This window comes from Streptomyces narbonensis, from assembly GCF_014649015.1.
In the GTDB taxonomy this organism is placed as follows: Bacteria; Actinomycetota; Actinomycetes; order Streptomycetales; family Streptomycetaceae; genus Streptomyces; species Streptomyces narbonensis.
The window spans coordinates 1-608 of sequence record NZ_BMSF01000156.1; the positions used below are offsets into that span (position 1 = coordinate 1).

At 25.3% G+C, this 608-nt stretch carries 1 protein-coding gene; it reads left to right on the plus strand.

Annotated elements, in window-relative coordinates; genetic code table 11:
- Nucleotides 1-608: NusA N-terminal domain-containing protein (locus IE124_RS35950; RefSeq protein WP_189514032.1), on the plus strand; the 608-nt coding region annotated here is incomplete at both ends.

Consider the following 608-nt stretch of genomic DNA (forward strand, 5'->3'; position numbering starts at 1 on the left):
CTGCTAAAAAAATAAATAAAAAAATTGAACTTAATAAATATATTGAATATAAAATTGAGAATATTAATTTTGGTAGAATAGCTGTTAAAATTGCAAAACAAATTCTTATACAAAAAGTTCGTGAAGCTGAACGTACTGAAATAATACGTAATTATAGTAAAAAAATAGGTGAAATAATATGTGGGAATATAAAAAAAATAATTAAAGAGGGTATAATAATTGAATTAGATGATAAAACTGAAGGTTTTTTACCACGTAATGAAATGATGCCAGGGGAACGGTTTAATATTAATGAAAGGGTACGTACTTTATTATTTAAGGTAAATCCAAATAGTCGGAATTTTAAATTAATACTATCAAGATGTTGTTCAAAATTTTTAATTGAATTATTAAAAATAGAAGTGCCTGAAATATTAGATGAATTAATAGAAATAAAAAGTGTTGCAAGAGATCCAGGTTATAAAGCTAAAATTGCTGTTAAAACAAATGAGTTTAATCTTGATCCAGTAGGTTCTTGTGTAGGTATGCGGGGTTATAGGATCCAGTCTATTTCTAATGAATTACATAATGAACGTATTGATATTATACTTTGGGATGATGATTATACT